At 56.5% G+C, this 16,124-nt stretch carries 17 protein-coding genes; 8 read left to right on the forward strand and 9 right to left on the reverse strand.

The window, feature by feature from the left end:
• Window positions 1-130: 130 nt before the first annotated feature.
• Entirely contained in the window at window positions 131-370 is a 240-nt protein-coding gene (locus PI91_RS15630; RefSeq protein ID WP_008499520.1) for a DUF1883 domain-containing protein, read from the forward strand.
• Window positions 371-399: 29 nt separating this feature from the next.
• Here PI91_RS15630 and PI91_RS15635 read toward each other — a convergent pair whose 3' ends face one another.
• Window positions 400-1,095 (reverse strand): gamma-glutamylcyclotransferase, encoded by a 696-nt coding sequence (locus PI91_RS15635; protein WP_023344362.1) that lies wholly within the window; start codon window positions 1,093-1,095, stop codon window positions 400-402.
• A gap of 177 nt (window positions 1,096-1,272) precedes the next feature.
• Entirely contained in the window at window positions 1,273-1,503 is a 231-nt protein-coding gene (chaB, locus tag PI91_RS15640) for a putative cation transport regulator ChaB (protein ID WP_021240355.1), read from the reverse strand.
• A gap of 270 nt (window positions 1,504-1,773) precedes the next feature.
• Between chaB and chaA the strand changes: the two genes are divergently transcribed.
• Window positions 1,774-2,874, forward strand: a complete 1,101-nt coding sequence (chaA, locus tag PI91_RS15645) for a sodium-potassium/proton antiporter ChaA (RefSeq protein ID WP_008499517.1) — start codon at window positions 1,774-1,776, stop codon at window positions 2,872-2,874.
• A gap of 115 nt (window positions 2,875-2,989) precedes the next feature.
• Here chaA and kdsA read toward each other — a convergent pair whose 3' ends face one another.
• The 5 genes from kdsA to hemA form a co-directional block, all read right to left on the reverse strand.
• Complete coding sequence (gene kdsA / locus PI91_RS15650) at window positions 2,990-3,844, reverse strand: 3-deoxy-8-phosphooctulonate synthase (protein ID WP_008499516.1); 855 nt, start codon at window positions 3,842-3,844, stop codon at window positions 2,990-2,992.
• Window positions 3,845-3,880: 36 nt separating this feature from the next.
• Window positions 3,881-4,690: an invasion regulator SirB1 gene (gene sirB1, locus PI91_RS15655; protein WP_023292212.1), complete on the reverse strand. Its 810-nt coding sequence runs from the start codon at window positions 4,688-4,690 to the stop codon at window positions 3,881-3,883.
• Between the two features lie 121 nt (window positions 4,691-4,811).
• Window positions 4,812-5,642 (reverse strand): peptide chain release factor N(5)-glutamine methyltransferase, encoded by an 831-nt coding sequence (prmC, locus tag PI91_RS15660; protein WP_039266559.1) that lies wholly within the window; start codon window positions 5,640-5,642, stop codon window positions 4,812-4,814.
• Window positions 5,642-6,724 (reverse strand): peptide chain release factor 1, encoded by a 1,083-nt coding sequence (prfA, locus tag PI91_RS15665; protein WP_021240360.1) that lies wholly within the window; start codon window positions 6,722-6,724, stop codon window positions 5,642-5,644. Before prfA ends, prmC begins: the two co-directional genes overlap by 1 nt.
• A gap of 41 nt (window positions 6,725-6,765) precedes the next feature.
• Window positions 6,766-8,022, reverse strand: coding sequence for a glutamyl-tRNA reductase (gene hemA / locus PI91_RS15670; protein WP_008499512.1), 1,257 nt, complete (start codon window positions 8,020-8,022; stop codon window positions 6,766-6,768).
• Between the two features lie 201 nt (window positions 8,023-8,223).
• Here hemA and lolB point away from each other — a divergent pair, with 201 nt between their 5' ends.
• From lolB to dauA, 4 genes are all read left to right on the forward strand, one after another.
• Entirely contained in the window at window positions 8,224-8,835 is a 612-nt protein-coding gene (gene lolB, locus PI91_RS15675; protein ID WP_039266560.1) for a lipoprotein insertase outer membrane protein LolB, read from the forward strand.
• Complete coding sequence (ispE, locus tag PI91_RS15680; RefSeq protein WP_008499510.1) at window positions 8,832-9,701, forward strand: 4-(cytidine 5'-diphospho)-2-C-methyl-D-erythritol kinase; 870 nt, start codon at window positions 8,832-8,834, stop codon at window positions 9,699-9,701. Before lolB ends, ispE begins: the two co-directional genes overlap by 4 nt.
• A gap of 125 nt (window positions 9,702-9,826) precedes the next feature.
• Window positions 9,827-10,774, forward strand: coding sequence for a ribose-phosphate diphosphokinase (gene prs, locus PI91_RS15685; RefSeq protein ID WP_003856663.1), 948 nt, complete (start codon window positions 9,827-9,829; stop codon window positions 10,772-10,774).
• Window positions 10,775-10,898: 124 nt separating this feature from the next.
• Window positions 10,899-12,578, forward strand: coding sequence for a C4-dicarboxylic acid transporter DauA (dauA, locus tag PI91_RS15690; protein WP_021240363.1), 1,680 nt, complete (start codon window positions 10,899-10,901; stop codon window positions 12,576-12,578).
• On the opposite strand, the gene PI91_RS15695 is transcribed toward dauA, so the two are convergent.
• Window positions 12,564-13,622: a MerR family transcriptional regulator gene (locus tag PI91_RS15695; protein WP_021240364.1), complete on the reverse strand. Its 1,059-nt coding sequence runs from the start codon at window positions 13,620-13,622 to the stop codon at window positions 12,564-12,566. The genes dauA and PI91_RS15695 overlap by 15 nt on opposite strands.
• Before the next feature lie 120 nt (window positions 13,623-13,742).
• Window positions 13,743-14,018, reverse strand: a complete 276-nt coding sequence (gene ychH / locus PI91_RS15700; RefSeq protein WP_008499505.1) for a stress-induced protein YchH — start codon at window positions 14,016-14,018, stop codon at window positions 13,743-13,745.
• Between the two features lie 274 nt (window positions 14,019-14,292).
• On the opposite strand from ychH, the gene pth reads away from it, so the two are divergent.
• Together pth and ychF are read left to right on the forward strand one after the other, a co-directional pair.
• The gene (gene pth / locus PI91_RS15705; protein ID WP_023336005.1) at window positions 14,293-14,877 is read left to right on the forward strand and encodes an aminoacyl-tRNA hydrolase; all 585 of its coding nucleotides are present in this window, start codon (window positions 14,293-14,295) and stop codon (window positions 14,875-14,877) included.
• Between the two features lie 126 nt (window positions 14,878-15,003).
• A complete protein-coding gene (gene ychF, locus PI91_RS15710; protein ID WP_003856650.1) occupies window positions 15,004-16,098 on the forward strand; it encodes a redox-regulated ATPase YchF in 1,095 nt (364 codons plus the stop codon).
• Window positions 16,099-16,124: the final 26 nt, after the last annotated feature.

Raw genomic sequence — 16,124 nt, forward strand, 5'->3', positions numbered from 1 at the left:
ATGCCATTTTTTGATCAAAATCAGCATCCCTCCCCCTCCCCTTTGGTGTTATGCCATGAGTGAATTGTGAACAACATCACGCTCGGATATGGCAGCAGGGAGAGCGTTGTTTAAGACTACGGGGTAAAAAATGGCACTGGTAAAAACAAGTTTGAAACTGTTTGGCGGGGATACGGTAGTGGTGCGTTGCTCAGAGCGCTGCCGTATTCATCTGATGAGTGCGAAAGCACAAAAACAATCCCAGGCGGATATTCTCACCGTGCAGGATGATAACGCCTGGCTTACCGTGCCGTATACCGGCACCTGGGATGTGCTGATCGACAGCCACAGCCAGTCGCTGGAGCATTCTGTCAGTTACGTAGCAGCTTAAATTACGCGCCCGGCCAGCCGGGCGTATTATCAGGCAAAACCCGGTCGCAGCGTGCCGTTGAGCGGGTTTCCTTCCAGCAGCGCCTTCACCTTCACCACCAGCTCATTCAGACAATCGTCCTTCATGCCGAGGCGGGTCAGCTCCTGATCGAGAGAGAAAAGATACTGCGCGTTGGTACCCAGCGGCCCGCTGGCGGCGGCAATTAACGGGGCAATCACCTGCGTGCGGGTGTCCGCTTCATACAGCGGATGGCGCGGGTCCATAATAAACACCAGCGCATTGACGGTGCGTCCGTCGTCCAGCTCCAGCTTACACCAGCTCGGCATGTAGCAGCCGGTGATCATCTCACGCTTCCAGAGCAGCGTAAGCTCCTCTTCCAGCGTGGCATCCGGGAGGCGATACGCCACGCCCGTGGTGCGTCCGCCCTCTTTCAGTGCAAGCATACGCCCGGGCTGGCACGCGCTGCCGCGTCCGGCCGTCAGGCGCAGGCAAAATGCGCGGTGCCAGCCGGGCAACGTGCCCGTTGCCGATTCGACAAATTCGAGCGCCGGGTTCCACATCAGTGAACCATAGCCAAAAATCCATACCGGGCCATCATCCGGGCGGCAGGCAAGCGTGGCAGCGAGCGACGCCGCACGTTGTTCAGCTGACCAGAGAAGCGATTCCTCAATAGCACCAAATGCCGTCTTACAATCTGCCTTCATTAAGAAATCACGCGTTAACACTTTCCACCTCCGCCACTGCATGCTTCCTTGCGACATCTGTAATTCGCCTTCCCGGCCTTAGGTGCTGGTCATTTTGCCAGCAGTTGAATAACGATAAGCAATTAGCGGACCAGTTGCAATACAACGGCAGTTCAACCGCCTGAAAAGTCAAAATGAAGGCAGCGAATTATTTCAGGGCTATTTCTTTTTATGCCATTTATCGTCGTCTCCTTTTTCATATTCATGTTTTACGGCGGCCCAGGCGACTTTGTGTGCCGTCTCTTCACGGCTGGCATCATCCCGGCGATCGTCTTTATCTTTGTACTGTTCCCAGGCACTGTTAAACGCCTCTTTGTAGATATCCTGCGCGTGAGCGGGCAGCACGTTTTGCACATTATCGGGTAATTCGCGTTTCGTTTTATAAGGCATCACTCACCTCTCTTTTGGTTAAAGAGATAAGTGTGGACGACGATATGGCAGCGTGCCACCCACACTTCATTTATGAATGATCGAAAACATTAACTTATTGTTATTTAACAAATATTAGGAGAATATGGTGAATTACAGGAATCAGGCGTGATAATTATTAAAAAAGGTAAAATTAAGTAAAAAATAAAGGGCATTTAACAGAGATCTGTTAATTTAATGACCTCAAAAATCTATCTATAATTACAAGCACCTGCATTGATGGAGAAGCACATGACAGCAACACACGAGGCGGTAAAGACCCGCCACAAGGAGACGTCTCTCATTTTCCCGGTTCTGGCACTGGCTGTGCTGCTCTTCTGGGGAAGCAGTCAGTCACTGCCAGTGGTGGTTGGTATCAATATTCTTGCCCTGGTCGGTATCTTAACCAGCGCCTTTAGCGTCGTTCGCCATGCGGACGTACTGGCCCACCGTCTGGGCGAACCCTACGGATCGTTAATTCTCAGCCTTTCCGTTGTTATTCTCGAAGTCAGCCTGATTTCCGCGCTTATGGCGACCGGCGATGCCGCGCCGACGCTGATGCGCGACACGCTCTACTCGATCATTATGATTGTGACGGGCGGCCTGGTGGGCTTCTCTCTGCTGTTGGGCGGGCGTAAATTCGCGACCCAGTATATGAACCTGTTCGGCATAAAACAGTATCTGATTGCCCTCTTCCCGCTGGCGATTATCGTGCTGGTCTTCCCGATGGCGCTGCCGGGTGCCAACTTCTCCACCGGTCAGGCGCTGCTGGTTGCGCTGATTTCCGCAGCCATGTACGGCGTGTTCCTGTTGATTCAGACCAAAACGCACCAGAGCCTGTTTGTGTATGAGCATGAAGACGACAGCGACGACGATGACCCGCACCACGGTAAGCCGTCGGCCCACAGCAGCGCGTGGCATACGGTTTGGCTGATCGTGCATCTGATTGCGGTGATTGCCGTCACCAAGATGAACGCCAATCCGCTGGAAACGCTGTTAACCGAACTGAACGCGCCGGTAGCGTTTACCGGTTTCCTGGTGGCGCTGCTGATCCTGTCCCCGGAAGGGCTGGGGGCACTGAAAGCCGTCTTAAACAATCAGGTGCAGCGCGCCATGAACCTGTTCTTCGGCTCCGTGCTGGCGACCATTTCACTCACCGTGCCGGTGGTGACGCTGATTGCCTTTATGACCGGTAACGAACTGCAGTTCGCGCTGGGCGCGCCAGAGATGATTGTGATGGTAGCCTCGTTGCTGCTGTGCCAGATTTCGTTCTCAACCGGACGCACCAACGTGCTGAACGGGGCGGCGCATATGGCGCTGTTTGTGGCTTACTTGATGACAATTTTTGCGTAGCCTTTTTGCCCAGCGGCGCTTCGCTTGCAGGACCTACGGGTTTTGTAGGCCGGGTAAGCAAAGCGCCACCCGGCAATATGCCCCATAAAAAAACCCGCCGAAGCGGGTTTTTTTATTATTTGCTGGTATCCAGCTCATCGAAGCTCTTGACCAGATCGTCAATTGCTTTGATCTGTTTCAGGAACGGCTCCAGCTTATCCAGCGGCAGCGCAGATGGGCCGTCGCATTTTGCGTTATCCGGATCCGGGTGCGCTTCAATGAACAGGCCCGCCAGGCCGGTTGCCATACCGGCGCGCGCCAGTTCGGTCACCTGAGCACGACGGCCGCCGGACGCAGCGCCAAACGGGTCGCGGCACTGCAGCGCGTGGGTCACGTCGAAAATCACCGGAGACTGATTAGAGACGTTTTTCATCACGCTGAAGCCCAGCATATCCACAACCAGATTGTCATAACCGAAGTTGGAACCACGGTCGCACAGGATAACCTTGTCGTTGCCACCTTCGATAAACTTATCGACGATGTTGCCCATCTGACCCGGGCTCACGAACTGTGGTTTTTTCACGTTGATCACGGCACCGGTTTTCGCCATCGCGGCAACCAGGTCGGTCTGGCGAGCCAGGAACGCCGGGAGCTGAATCACATCAACCACGTCTGCCACCGGCTGCGCCTGAGCGGCTTCATGCACGTCGGTGATCACTTTCACGCCAAAGGTCTGCTTCAGCTCCTGGAAAATCTTCATCCCTTCTTCCAGGCCCGGGCCACGGTAAGAGTTGATGGAGGAGCGGTTGGCTTTGTCAAAAGAGGCTTTAAACACGTACGGGATGCCCAGCTTCTGGGTCACGGTCACGTAGTGCTCGCAGATACGCATGGCGAGGTCGCGGGATTCCAGCACGTTCATGCCGCCAAACAGCACGAACGGCAGGTCGTTTGCTACCTTGATATCACCAATGCTAACCACTTTTTGTTTCATAGGATCGCCTTATTCAGGTGTGAATCGGAATTAAGATTAATGCAGTGTAATTTGCTTGTGCGAGATCGCGTTGATCTGCGCACGAATCATTTCGCTAATAGGATCTTCCGGACACTGCTCGACGAAATAGCTCAGATCGTTCAGCGCCACGTGCTCACAATCGAGCTGGGCATAGATCAACCCACGGTCGCGAATTTCGTACGGGTCTTCCGGATTAAACTGCAGCAGCACTTCGCTGGCGCGCAGGGCCAGCTCCATCTGACGCTCTTCCATTAACGCAGACTTCAGCGTATCCAGCAGCTTGCGGATCACTTCTGCGTTATCCGCCTCGTCGAGATCTTCGTTGAAGAGCTCAGCCACCGGGCTGATATTGCCTTTCAGCCACACGTCCAGCGTATGTTCATCCAGCGTATCGCCGTTGAAGGGATTAATGAGCCACATCTCACCGTCCAGCCACTCCGCACGCAGGATCATCTGCGTCGGAAAAATGACCGGCACCAGTGGAATATCCAGGCGATGCGCAACCCAAAGCAAAATAGAACCCAGCGCAACGGCGCTCCCCTGACGATTTTTTAAGACCTGGTCCAGCCATAATGCGTCAGACAGGCGATACACGCCCCGCGTGTCGCAGAAACCCCATTCGCCGTAGAAAAGCTCAAGCAGCTTCTCTAATTGCCAGTCCTGCGGGCGCGCCTGATTGATCTCTTCACGCGCCAGGCAGACCAGATTCTCCAGCTCATCGTAGACGTACTGCGACGTAAAATCGTCGCGGATCATCTCAGAAATCAGGATCATGCCATCGCAAAGCGGCACTTTATTAAATTCGAAATCGGCTAAGGACTTCATGACTTACCCCAGTAACGACCGAGCGTACAGCGACGCCCGGGCGAGATAAAACTCAAAACGATGTAGATGATAACGCCAAACCGCCTTTCAGTCAGCCTTACGCCTTTATCAGTACCTGCGCTCATAACCACTGCCCCAGCGTCAGGCGTTCGTTGCCGCCGTAGTCGCGGCAGGTTTTGACGGCGGCGTAGCCCGCCTCGGTAAAGAGCGCCCGCACGGCTTCCCCCTGCGTCCAGCCATGCTCCACCAGCAGCCAGCCGCCGGAAAGCAAATGTTGTCGTGACGTTGTCACAATGTGATCAAGGTCGGCTAAACCCTCCCTGGCGGCGACCAGCGCCGTCAGCGGTTCGAAGCGCACATCCCCCTGCGCAAGGTGCGGGTCACGCTCGTCAATATAGGGCGGGTTACTGACAATCACTCCGAACGTCTGCTTCTCCAGCGCGCTGAACCAGCTGCTTTGCAGCACCGTCACGTTGGTCAGTCCAAGACGTTCCACGTTACGCTGCGCCAGCGCCACCGCGTCGGGCATCACATCCACCGCCGTGACCGCGCAGTCGGGCCGTTCAGTAGCGAGCGCCAGGGCGATGGCCCCGGTCCCCGTTCCGAGATCGAGAATGCGGCAGGACGATGCGGGTAAGCGCGCCAGCGCCTGTTCAACCAGACACTCGGTGTCGGGGCGCGGGATCAGCGTCGCCGCCGAGACGTAAAGCGGTAACGACCAGAACTCGCGCTCGCCGACCAGGTGCGCCACCGGCTCGCCGGTTTTACGTCGGGCAAGCAGCGCGGCGAGCCGGGCTTCCTGTTCAGCAGTCAGTTCGGTTTCGCCGAAGGCCAGCAGGTACGTGCGGGCTTTACCCGTCACATGCTCAAGCAAAATTTCGGCATCGCGTTTCGGGCTTTCGCTTTCGGAAAGCTCACCGGCAGCCTCACGTAACCAGCGCTGAAAATCCATTATTCCTGCTCGGACAGTGCCGCCAGCTGGTCGGCCTGGTATTCCTGCACGATAGGCTCAATCAGCATATCCAGCTTGCCTTCCATTACTTCGTCCAGACGGTACAGCGTCAGGTTGATGCGGTGGTCAGTCACGCGCCCCTGCGGGAAGTTGTAGGTGCGGTTACGGTCGCTGCGATCGCCGCTGCCCAGCAGGTTACGACGCGTAGACGCTTCCGCCTGCTGGCGTTTCGCCATTTCGGCCGCGTGGATACGTGCGCCCAGCACGGAGAGCGCTTTGGCTTTGTTTTTGTGCTGGGAACGCTCGTCCTGACACTCCACCACGATGCCGGTCGGCAGGTGGGTAATACGGATAGCGGAGTCGGTGGTGTTAACGTGCTGACCACCCGCCCCGGAGGAGCGGAAGGTATCAATACGCAGGTCAGCAGGGTTGATGTCCGGCAGTTCAGCTTCCGGCAGCTCCGGCATCACCGCCACCGTACAGGCGGAGGTGTGGATTCGGCCCTGAGATTCGGTGGCCGGTACGCGCTGCACGCGGTGACCGCCGGATTCAAACTTGAGACGACCATACACGCCGTCGCCGCTGATCTTGGCGATAACCTCTTTGTAGCCACCGTGTTCGCCTTCGTTGGCGCTCATGATCTCCACGCGCCAGCGACGCGACTCGGCGTAGCGGCTGTACATGCGGAACAGATCCCCGGCAAACAGCGCCGCTTCGTCCCCGCCGGTCCCGGCGCGGACTTCCACGAACGCGTTGCGTTCGTCGTCCGGATCTTTTGGCAGCAACAGCACCTGAAGCTGCTGCTCCATCTCCTCAGAACGCGCTTTCGCATCCTGCAACTCTTCCTGCGCCATCTCGCGCATTTCAGGATCGTCGAGCATCATCTGCGCGGTTTCGATATCTTCCTGAACCTGTCGCCAGTCGGTAAAGCATTTAGAAACATCACTTAACTGCGCGTATTCACGTGAAAGTGCGCGAAAACGTTCCTGGTCCGCAATGGTCCCGGCATCCCCGAGCAGCGCCTGGACTTCTTCATGGCGCTCGTGCAGAGCTTCCAGTTTAGCGACGATAGAAGGCTTCATAGGCGTAAGTGCACCTTGTCTTAGAAAATGGGTATAGGGCGCTATTCCAGCCCGAGGCTGTTGCGCAGAATAGTCAGGCGTTCATCATCCCCGTCACGGGCAGCCTGCTGAAGAGATTTGGTTGGGGCATGGATCAGGCGGTTGGTCAGTTTCCACGCCAGATCCTGCATAATCGCCTGCGCGTCGCCGCCCTGCTCCAGGGCCGCTAACGCTTTGGCAGTCAGGTCATCACGCACCTGCTCCGCCTGCCCGCGGTACTCGCGGATGGTCTCGCTGACGCTTTGCGCGCGCAGCCAGGCCATAAACTCACTGGTTTCCTGCTCGACAATGGTTTCCGCCTGCACTGCCGCCGCTTTACGCTGCGCGAGGTTGTGCGAAATGATGCTTTGCAGGTCATCTACGCTGTAAAGATAGGCGTTAGCCAGCTTGCCGACTTCTGGCTCCACATCGCGCGGGACGGCAATATCCACCAGCAGCATCGGCTGATTACGGCGGGACTTCAGCGCGCGCTCCACCATCCCTTTGCCGATAATCGGCAGCGGGCTGGCGGTCGAACTGATAATAATGTCCGCCTCTTTCAGGCGTTCATCGATGTCGCTCAGGGCAACCACCTCTGCCCCCACTTCATCCGCCAGCACCTGCGCGCGTTCGCGGGTGCGGTTAGCGATAATCATCTTTTTCACTTTATGCTCGCGCAGATGGCGCGCCACAAGTTCGATGGTTTCGCCCGCGCCCACCAGCATCACGGTGACGGTAGAAAGGGATTCAAAGATTTGGCGTGCAAGGGTGCAGGCCGCGAAAGCAACAGAAACCGCACTGGCACCAATGTCGGTTTCGGTTCGCACACGCTTCGCCACGGAGAAGGACTTCTGGAACATACGCTCCAGCTCGCTGGCCTTCAGATGCCCTTTTTGCGAATCCGCAAAGGCTTTTTTCACCTGACCCAGAATTTGCGGCTCGCCCAGAACCAGCGAATCCAGCCCGCTGGCCACGCGCATCAGATGGCTGACGGCATCATTGTCCTGATGCCAGTACAGGCTGTTGCGCAGCTCGTCTTCATTGAGATTGTGGTAGTCGCATAGCCAGCGGATCAGCGCTTCGTGCAGGTTGTCCTGCTCTTCCACGCTTAGGTAGAGCTCGGTACGGTTGCACGTCGAGAGCACCACGCCACCCTGCACCATCGGCTGTGCAAGCAGGCTATCCAGCGCCAGGTCGAGCGTATCTGGCGAAAACGTTACGCGTTCTCGCAGCGAAACCGGGGCTGTTTTGTGGTTGATACCGAGTGCTAATAGGGTCATGTTGAGCGGGAGTAGTACCAGCGTTAATAAGGTTAGCAGAACGCATCATACAGGATGCGCGAGATCAATAAAAGAGACAGCCCCCTTTCGGAGTAATAGGTTACACAACGCTTTGAGATAATTTGAACGTAGACGGTAGCCCCCTTCGACGCTAGCATTAACAGTTATAACTGCAACGTATCTCAAGGATTTGTCCTCATTATGACCCGACTGATTCGCCTGCTGCCCCTGGCGGCACTGGTTCTGACCGCGTGTACCGTCACCCAACCAAAAGGCCCGGGCAAAAGCCCTGATTCACCGCAGTGGCGTCAGCACCAGCAGGACGTCCTTAATTTGAAGCAGTACCAGACGCGGGGCGCCTTCGCTTATCTCTCTGACGAACAAAAGGTTTATGCCCGCTTCTTCTGGCAGCAAACGGGGCAGGACAACTATCGCCTGCTGCTGCTGAACCCGCTGGGCAGCACCGAGCTGGAGCTTATCGCGAAACCGGGCGAAGCGCAGATCACCGATAACAAAGGCCAGCACTACACCGCAACCGATGCCGAAGAGATGATTGGCAAGCTGACCGGAATGCCTATCCCGCTGAACAGCCTGCGCCAGTGGATCCTTGGCCTGCCGGGTGACGCCACCGACTACACGCTTGACGATCAGTATCGTCTGAGCCAGGTGAACTACACCCAGAACGGCAAAACCTGGAAAGTGGTGTACAGCGCCTATGACATCAAGAGTAAACCGTCGCTGCCATCCAACATGGAACTGACCCAGGGCAGCCAGCGCATCAAGCTCAAAATGGACAACTGGATCGTTAAATGATGACCCACTGGCCCTCTCCGGCAAAACTGAATCTGTTTTTATACATTACCGGCCAGCGCGCTGACGGCTATCACACCCTGCAGACGCTGTTTCAGTTTATTGACTATGGCGACACAATTTCTATCGAACTGCGCCAGGACGGGCAGATTTGCCTCCTGACGCCGGTCGACGGCGTGGCGCATGAGGACAACCTGATTGTGCGCGCCGCGCGTCTGCTGATGAACGCCGCTGCGGAATCGGGTCGTCTGCCTGCGGGAAGCGGTGCGGACATCCGTATCGAGAAACGTCTGCCGATGGGCGGCGGCCTGGGCGGAGGCTCATCCAACGCCGCTACCGTGCTGGTTGCACTGAACCACCTTTGGGGCTGCGGGCTGTCGCAGGACGAACTGGCCGCCTTAGGCTTGAGGCTGGGTGCGGATGTCCCAGTGTTTGTTCGCGGTCATGCGGCCTTTGCTGAGGGCGTGGGTGAAATCCTCTCCCCGGTCAACCCGCCGGAAAAATGGTATCTAGTTGCTCACCCCGGCGTGAGCATTCCGACCCCGGTCATCTTTAAAGATCCTGACCTGAAAAGAAATACCCCGATTCGGTCAATAGAAACGTTATTAAATTGTGAATTCAGCAACGATTGCGAGGATATCGCAAGAAAACGTTTTCGCGAGGTTGATGCGGTGCTTTCCTGGCTGTTAGAATACGCGCCGTCGCGCCTGACTGGTACAGGGGCCTGTGTCTTTGCTGAATTTGACACCGAATCCGCCGCTCGTCAGGTGCTTGAGCAAGCGCCGGTTTGGCTGCATGGTTTTGTAGCGCGTGGGATGAACATTTCCCCCCTACAGCAGGCCATTCTGGCGCAGACTGAGTTTCGGTGACAACGTCACCCTGTTCCAGACGTTGCATCGCGCTCTTTAATACACCGCCTGGATAGCCTTTGCCTGGCCCGCACAGTTTACGGCGAACGCTATCCACCACTGGACGCATGCCTGAGGTTCTTCTCGTGCCTGATATGAAGCTTTTTGCTGGTAACGCCACCCCGGAACTAGCACAACGTATTGCCAACCGCCTGTACACTTCCCTCGGCGACGCCGCTGTAGGTCGCTTTAGCGACGGCGAAGTCAGCGTACAAATTAACGAAAATGTACGCGGTGGTGATATTTTCATCATCCAGTCCACCTGTGCTCCAACGAACGACAACCTGATGGAACTGGTTGTTATGGTCGACGCCCTGCGTCGCGCTTCCGCAGGCCGTATCACTGCTGTAATCCCTTACTTCGGCTATGCCCGCCAGGACCGTCGCGTCCGTTCCGCGCGTGTGCCAATTACCGCGAAAGTTGTCGCTGACTTCCTGTCCAGCGTTGGCGTTGACCGCGTACTGACCGTTGACCTGCACGCAGAGCAGATCCAGGGATTCTTCGACGTCCCGGTTGATAACGTATTCGGCAGCCCAATCCTGCTGGAAGACATGCTGCAGCTGAACCTGGATAACCCAATCGTGGTTTCTCCGGACATCGGCGGCGTGGTACGTGCCCGTGCTATCGCTAAGCTGCTGAACGATACCGACATGGCGATCATCGACAAACGTCGTCCGCGCGCTAACGTTTCTCAGGTGATGCACATCATCGGTGACGTGGCTGGCCGCGACTGCGTGCTGGTTGACGATATGATCGATACCGGCGGTACGCTGTGTAAAGCGGCTGAAGCGCTGAAAGAGCGTGGTGCCAAGCGCGTATTCGCTTACGCGACCCACCCGATCTTCTCCGGCAATGCCGTAAACAACCTGCGCAACTCCGTCATTGACGAAGTTGTAGTATGCGATACCATCCCACTGAGCGACGAGATCAAGGCACTGCCAAACGTGCGTACCCTGACCCTGTCCGGGATGCTGGCCGAAGCGATTCGTCGTATCAGCAACGAAGAATCCATCTCTGCAATGTTCGAACACTAATCGAACACGGCCGAAAAACCCGCTGCGGCGGGTTTTTTTGTCTCTGGGTTTTATTTGTATGATTAATGCCTCCTTCACCTGCCATTCACATGACAGATGATGCGCATACGGATGATAGATAATTGTGAAAAACGTAACCTCCTCACATGTTCTGCCCTTTCGCGCCCTCATCGACGCCTGCTGGAAAGAGAAGTACACCTCGTCACGTTTTATCCGTGACCTGATTGCCGGGATCACCGTCGGCATTATTGCCATCCCGCTGGCGATGGCGCTGGCGATTGGCAGCGGCGTTGCGCCGCAGTACGGCCTGTACACCTCGGCCGTGGCCGGGATCGTCATCGCTCTGACCGGCGGCTCACGCTTCAGCGTCTCCGGCCCGACCGCCGCCTTTGTGGTGATCCTCTACCCCGTTTCGCAGCAGTTTGGTCTGGCTGGCCTGCTGGTCGCCACCCTGATGTCCGGCGTCTTTTTGATTCTGTTTGGTCTGGCCCGCTTTGGGCGGCTGATTGAGTACATCCCCCTTTCCGTCACGCTGGGGTTCACCTCGGGGATTGGGATCACCATCGGAACCATGCAGATCAAGGATTTCCTCGGCCTGCAAATGCCCCATGTTCCGGAGCACTATTTACAGAAAGTGGGTGCGCTGTTTATGGCGCTTCCGACGGCCAACCTGGGCGACGCCGCCATCGGGATTGTGACGCTCGGAACACTGATCGTCTGGCCTCGTCTGGGTATCCGTCTGCCCGGCCATCTTCCCGCGCTGCTGCTGGGCTGCGCGGTGATGGCTGTCGTCAATATGTTCGGCGGCCATGTCGCCACTATCGGCTCGCAGTTCCACTATGTTCTGGCGGACGGTTCGCAGGGGAGCGGCATTCCGCAGCTGCTGCCGCAGCTGGTGCTGCCGTGGGATATGCCCGGATCCAGCTTTACCTTAAGCTGGGATTCCCTGCGCGCCCTGCTTCCCGCCGCGTTCTCGATGGCGATGCTGGGGGCGATTGAATCCCTGCTCTGCGCCGTCGTTCTGGACGGGATGACCGGCACCAAGCACAAAGCCAACAGCGAGCTGGTTGGTCAGGGGTTAGGGAACCTCATCGCACCGTTCTTTGGTGGTATTACCGCCACGGCAGCCATCGCCCGTTCTGCGGCCAACGTGCGCGCGGGTGCAACGTCACCCGTTTCGGCAGTTATCCACTCCCTGCTGGTGATCCTCGCCCTGCTGATCCTCGCCCCACTGCTCTCCTGGCTACCGCTTTCCGCCATGGCCGCCCTGCTGCTGATGGTGGCCTGGAACATGAGTGAGGCGCACAAGGTGGTAAACCTGCTGCGTCGGGCGCCGAAAGACGACATCATCGTGATGCTGATCTGCATGTCGCTGACCGTGCTGTTCGATATGGTTATCGCCATCAGCGTCGGAATCGTGCTGGCTTCCCTGCTGTTTATGCGCCGTATTGCGCAAATGACGCGCCTCTCCCCGGTTAACGTGGAGGTGCCTGACGATGTGCTGGTTCTGCGCGTGATTGGCCCGCTGTTCTTCGCCGCGGCGGAAGGTCTGTTCAGCGATCTGGAGTCTCGCATCGCGGGTAAACGGGTTGTGGTGCTAAAATGGGATGCCGTACCGGTGCTGGATGCTGGCGGCCTGGACGCCTTCCAGCGCTTTGTGAAACGTCTGCCTGAAGGCTGTGAGCTGCGGGTGAGTAACCTCGAATTCCAGCCCCTGCGCACCATGGCGCGTGCGGGCGTGCAGCCGATCCCTGGCCGCCTTGCCTTTTATCCTAACCGTGAAGCCGCGTTAGCGGATCTGTGAGCCGCCTGATGCAGAGAAACGTCTCTGCATCATCACCCCGATCGCCTGCTGGAGCCATGCAAGCACGGCAGGCGTCATCCAGGTTCCCTTCATCAGATGCGGCTCCTGCTGCATGGCCGTGCGAAACTTTTGCTGGGTCTCCGGGTTGGTGCCCGCGTACGACTGGAACAGCGCCAGCCAGTTTTCGGCAAGCTTTTGGGCATCGTCAGAGGCGGGGTCGAGATTTTCCCGCTGCGCCTGATGCAGCTTCGCCACCAGCGGCGGCCACTCCATCATGCGATCAAAGTAGTGCTTCCGCGTAAAGGCCATCTCTTCGGGAGTAAGGTACTTCTCCCATATGCTGAGCTTGGATTCCGCAAACGCGCGCGTAATGTAATCCGTCATCTCCGGCGTGATGCCGGTCTGCACCTGCATCTGTGGCTCTACGCTGTGCATCTCGTTCAGCCGGGTAAGAAACTCCGGTTTGCCCGCCGTGTCCTGCTCCAGGCGCTCCATCCAGCGCGTCGCCAGGTCCTTCGCCCTCTCGTCCGTAACGGGTATATGGTGCTCCAGCAGCGCGTTGGCCTCTGCCACCAGCCCTGACCAGATAGCCGACAGCGCGTCCTTCTGCACCGCAAACGGCAGCTGCTGTAACTCTTCTTTGCTAAACCAGCGATCGTACATATTCATCAACTCCAGAGTCTGTAGCCAGGATTCCAGGTCCGGCGTCGCATCGTCGAGAAGCCCGTTACGCAGTTCGACCAGCCGGTCGCGCAGCGTATGTATGCTGCGCAGCTGTTTATCCAGCAGCGTGATTTGCGCATCGAGTAACTCGGTTAACGACAGCGACTCCTGTTCAAGAAAATCCCTGATTTCAGCAAGTTCCAGCCCCGCTTTTGCCAGCGCCTGGATCATGTGCAGACGCTGGACATCCGCCAGGTTGTAAAGCCGGTAACCTGCCGCGCTTCTGGCAGAAGGCAGCAACACTCCTGTTTGCTCATAGTGATGCAATGTGCGTACGGTGATACCGGCCCGTTTCGCCAGTTCCCCCACCTGAATCAACATAACTGCTCCTTTTCTTTGCCAGTGCCGCCACTCTGGCGCCTTACGTTACGTGAGGGTCAACCCTTGATGCAAAAAAAAACGACTCCCAGGGAGTCGTTTCGGTATTCTTTCGTCATGGCACTAGCTGTGCTTATGCTGATCTCGACGGCAGCGTTTGTCGTAGTGGCGCACCCACCAGTATTTATCGCAGACTTCCTCATGTCCGCTCACGCGCGCGCCGGCGAGCCACAATACCGCACCGAGGAAGATGCTCAGTACCGCGCCATGCGCGAAGTATTGCGGAAGATCAAGCTGCGGCAGCTGGTTTAATATGGAATAACCTACGCCGACGACCATCACAAACAGCCCCAAACCCATCAGCACGTTACCGAGTAGCGAAGCGTTTTTGCGTTTCATGTGTCACCTCCGGAACTTTGGGTTGTCAGGGGAAAAGCCCCTAATCCTTGTGTGTAAAGTATAGACAACGCTCCTTTTATGAGTTGCGTGAATGATCACAATTACAGATAACGCCCAGACAAAAGTTTACAAATAACACGTTGAACAGCTTGAAATTCTAATTGTTCAGGTAAGTAATTATTCGTATTTCGCTGAGACGATCGCAGAATTTTGTCAAGCGGCGCGCCAGACAGTAAACTACGCGCCAGATCTGGAACCCATTAGGAATTGAATCGTGACGATTAAACTGATTGTCGGCCTCGCCAACCCGGGCGCAGAATATGCGGCTACCCGCCACAATGCCGGGGCATGGTACGTCGATCTGCTGGCCGAGCGGTTACGTGCTCCCCTGCGTGAAGAACCTAAATTCTTCGGGTATACCTCACGTATCAACCTTGCTGGCGCGGATGTTCGCCTGCTGGTCCCCACCACGTTTATGAATCTGAGTGGTAAAGCCGTGGCGGCGATGGCAACGTTTTATCGCATTAATCCGGATGAAATTCTGGTCGCCCACGATGAGCTGGATCTTCCCCCTGGCGTGGCAAAATTCAAGCTGGGCGGCGGGCACGGTGGTCACAACGGTCTTAAAGACATCATCAGCAAGCTGGGCAATAACCCGAATTTCCACCGTTTGCGCGTGGGAATCGGCCATCCGGGCGATAAAAACAAAGTTGTCGGTTTCGTGCTCGGTAAGCCCCCGGTTTCCGAACAGAAACTGATTGACGAGGCGGTAGACGAAGCGGCGCGCTGCACGGAAATCTGGCTGAAAGACGGCTTAACCAAAGCGACAAACCGCTTACACGCTTTCAAAGCGCAATAATCCGCCCAATACGGCTTTTTTACCGCGCGTCATGCGGGTTACGTGTATAATAGGCGTAGTTATTTACTTTTCATCAATCGGTTATCCTTAACGGATTGATTATCAAGATATTAAGGTGATTTAGAAATGGGATTCAAATGCGGTATCGTCGGTCTGCCAAACGTGGGCAAATCCACCCTGTTTAACGCGCTTACCAAAGCGGGTATCGAAGCGGCGAACTTCCCGTTCTGTACCATCGAACCGAACACCGGCGTTGTGCCAATGCCTGATCCGCGTCTGGACCAGCTCGCGGAAATCGTGAAGCCGCAGCGCATTCTGCCAACCACCATGGAATTCGTGGACATCGCGGGCCTGGTAAAAGGCGCATCCAAAGGTGAAGGTCTGGGTAACCAGTTCCTGACCAACATTCGTGAAACCGAAGCGATCGGCCACGTTGTGCGCTGCTTCGAGAACGACAACATCATCCACGTCAACAACAAAGTGGATCCGGCTGACGACATCGACGTCATCAACACCGAGCTGGCGCTCTCTGACCTCGACACCTGCGAACGTGCAATTCACCGCGTGCAGAAGAAAGCCAAAGGCGGTGACAAGGACGCGAAAGCGGAACTGGCTGCGCTGGAAAAATGTCTGCCACAGCTGGAAAACGCCGGCATGCTGCGCGCGCTGAAAAACCTGACTGACGAAGACAAGGCGGCGATCAAATACCTGAGCTTCCTGACCCTGAAGCCAACCATGTACATCGCCAACGTTAACGAAGACGGTTTCGAGAACAACCCGTACCTCGACAAAGTGCGTGAAATCGCGGCGGCAGAAGGTTCTGTGGTTGTTGCCGTGTGCGCGGCCGTTGAATCCGATATCGCCGAGCTGGACGATGCCGACCGTGAAGAGTTCATGGCCGAGCTGGGTCTGGAAGAGCCGGGCCTGAACCGCGTGATCCGCGCAGGCTATGAGCTGCTGAACCTGCAGACCTACTTCACCGCTGGCGTGAAGGAAGTGCGTGCGTGGACGATTCCTGTGGGTGCGACTGCGCCTCAGGCGGCCGGTAAGATCCACACCGACTTCGAGAAAGGCTTTATTCGTGCGCAGACTATCGCGTTTGAAGACTTCATCACCTACAAGGGTGAGCAAGGCGCGAAAGAAGCAGGCAAGATGCGTGCGGAAGGGAAAGATTACATCGTTAAAGATGGCGACGTGATGAACTTCCTGTTTAACGTTTGATTGGTTTTGAATGAAAAAAAATCCAC

The sequence above is a fragment of the Enterobacter sp. FB genome (genome assembly GCF_000805795.1).
In the GTDB taxonomy this organism is placed as follows: domain Bacteria; phylum Pseudomonadota; class Gammaproteobacteria; order Enterobacterales; family Enterobacteriaceae; genus Enterobacter; species Enterobacter roggenkampii.